General features: G+C 30.0%; 2 protein-coding genes and 1 rRNA gene. All 3 read right to left on the bottom strand.

Translation table 11 applies throughout. The features are described 5' to 3' along the window. Positions 1–279: 279 nt before the first annotated feature. The gene (locus ACQKNC_RS22525; RefSeq protein WP_427426921.1) at positions 280–1,173 is read right to left on the bottom strand and encodes a patatin-like phospholipase family protein; all 894 of its coding nucleotides are present in this window, start codon (positions 1,171–1,173) and stop codon (positions 280–282) included. Between the two features lie 423 nt (positions 1,174–1,596). Then, positions 1,597–2,262 (bottom strand): ATP-grasp domain-containing protein, encoded by a 666-nt coding sequence (locus ACQKNC_RS22520; RefSeq protein WP_427426922.1) that lies wholly within the window; start codon positions 2,260–2,262, stop codon positions 1,597–1,599. Positions 2,263–2,944: 682 nt separating this feature from the next. After that, a 5S ribosomal RNA gene (rrf, locus tag ACQKNC_RS22515) occupies positions 2,945–3,037 on the bottom strand; the annotation flags it as partial.

Here is a 3,037-nt window from a genome sequence, read left to right as displayed (position 1 = left end):
CATCATGTTTGATGTCCAAAATTTTGTTTCTTTCACTAACTCAAGGTTAGCTACTAAAAACTTTATTGATTACGTTTTGCTTGTTCAGTTTTCAAAGTTCATTTATAATTATTATCTCTTCGTTAAGAGCTAACTTTTATATAATAACATGTTTTATATACATTGTCAAACAGTTATTTTATTTTTATATTGTTGTAGTTGAATGTTCAACAGTAACTTTTATATAATATCACCTGCTTCATAGAACGTCAATAGTTTTCTTTCATTTTTTTAAAAGTTTTATAACCTAAATCTTGGCCACGATTTTAAAAATTGAATAGTACGGTTTCTCCCGATTTCTAAAAGAGTTTCTTTAGTCTCTTCATCTAAATCAAATTGTGTGGCACTATAATCATCGACTGGGATGAAAATAATATCTCTTTCATGCCGTCTTGAGATATACCTTTCATCATGAGCATCTTTCATAGTAGAAAATAAAGCTTCAAATAAATTTAATCCATTTTTAATTACATGCGGGCATTGTTCTTCTCTACGTCTACTCAGTTTTAGCCCTATAGTTGGTCGTACTTTACGACCTTCCTTATCGTCAAATACCCATAACGGAAAATTACTCAATACACCGCCATCTACAATAACTGAATCTCCCTTTCCTGTTTTTAATGTTACGGGTTCAAAGAAAAATGGTATACCACAACTCATACGTAAAGCACTTGCAACCGAAAAATTTTTCTCATCAATATGATATTTTTGTAAATCGTCTGGTAAAACTATTATTCTGCCATTTGTTAAATCTGACGCCACTAATTTTAACGAATCTCTAGGTAAATCTCCGAATGTATAAACGCCTTTTGCAGCTAATTTTTGAAAAAACCATTTTTCTAATGCTTTTCCTTTATATAAACCTAAATGGTGATAAACGTTAACCCACTTCATAAACGGGAATGGTAAGATTGTTTTCCTTGAATCTAGTAATGAAGGTACATCCAACTCTTCTAACATAGTTTGGATTTCTTTTCCGCTATATCCTGCAGCAATAAAAGCAGCTAATATGGCCCCAGCACTCGTCCCAGCTACCCTTTTAAAGCGAAAATTTTCAGCTTCTAGTACTTGATATGCTCCAACTAGTGCAAACCCCTTCAAACCGCCACCAGAAAAAACACCATCAATCCACAAAACTCCCTCTCCTTTTTCAAGTAATCTTCACATTATAAGAAATAGTAATAACAATTAGAACTAAAATATACAAGTTCTTGTCGAATTTCTAATGCTCGATGAAATTACGTTTATTAAATAAAAAGGATTAAGCACTATATAAAATAGAGCCTGATCCCTTCACAATAACTCAGGTTAGTATTTATTCTAACTGTATATACAACTTAATCCCTTTTTCAGACAACTAGAAGTTTTTGAAAAATAACAAGTTTCACCAAAGAAGCACCTAATATTTCATTAACCAACAAGATTGTCTTTATTTAATAAAACTAAACAAATGCTAATTCCTTTAATATAACGTATTGATTTAAATCTACATTTAATAATCGCATGTTTTCCTCTAAGTCAGGTGCTTTATGAAAAACGACTGCAAAAGTAGAATTATCAATAATATTCATTTTTCGATACTCTAAAATTTTCTTTAAACCCTTTATGATTAATAGATTCTACTTTCTTGAAATCAATTGGAGAGTTTATCTTTGCGCAACAGTAACTATAAATGAAATTATCCATATCACTCACTATACTTTTCCAATCTGGCTTTTGTTGATTAAAAAAGTACTCACATGCGTTTATCCCATAAGCATAAATACCAAGCTCATTAGTACGCATCTCAGAGAATCTTAATGGACTCACTTCAATTGGGATAATTTTGCCTTCTTTATCAAGACGTATTTCAATATGTATTGGTATCCTTTTCAAAGCAAAAAATGATGAGATAGTATTTAAGAATGTATTTATTTTCATTAAAGATTCGTTTATTACTTGCTTACTTGTATAATATATTCGGTTACTCATATCTTTTTCATGCCTAGACATTCTTTTAAACAAATTTAAAATGATTGGTTTTCCATCCTCTGAAAAATATGCATCAATGACATATTCATCACCTTCAATAAATTTTTCAATAATAAATGACTGATTATTAATAACTTCCCTTGGATACTCTGATCTGATTTCAACATCCATTTCCTTTTTAAGCTGTTTTATCATTTCATGGTATTCTTCTAATTTATCTATACGATGTATACCTATACTTGGATTTCCTATTACTGGCTTTACATAATGGGAAATGGAATTGTGCTTACATCTATTTCTTCTAAATCTCTTAGTAACACTTCCTGAAAAAAGAAATCTTCATACTGTCTACTCAATACCTTCCTAAATGTAACTTTATTTTTCAATATTTCTGTAACAGTAGTTAAATAATTATTAGGTGTATATCTTGATAAAATATTGAGTCCATTTTCAGAGTTAAATAAAATAGGACTGTTTCCATTTTCTAATTCTATTAATAAATCCTCTATCTTTTTAAAATTTATATCGGACTCATTAAAAAACATCATTTAAACTAACAACAGAAATCCGAAGCTTTCTAATAGTATCTACCAATAGTTCGGAGACATAAGGTTTATCTAAAATTATCAACTTTCACACTCCTATTAATCATTTTAAAATAAACATCTATTTTTGTAATTAAATAATAATTTTAGGTAGTTATTGGAAAATAATAACTGTCATTTTAATATAAGGTACCCATCAAATCCATTTTTTTGTCTTCCAAAGGTATAGGCATTAATATCTCTAAAAATTAATTTATATCATTTTATATCTATATACATTTATGGCTATAAAAAAACAAGAAGCTATCATTTTATGGCTTCTTGTCTTATTTAAATAAATTATTATTGCCCATAAAAAAACAGCCAGCACTCAGCTGACTGTTTTGGTTGCCTAGCGACGTCCTACTCTCACAGGGGGAAGCCCCCAACTACCATCGGCGCTAAAGAGCTTAACTTCCGTGTTCGGTATGGGAACGGGTGTG

It is taken from the genome of Lysinibacillus sp. NPDC094177, from assembly GCF_050279145.1.
Taxonomy (GTDB): Bacteria; Bacillota; Bacilli; order Bacillales_A; family Planococcaceae; genus Lysinibacillus.
This window is presented reverse-complemented; position numbering and strand designations above follow the sequence as displayed.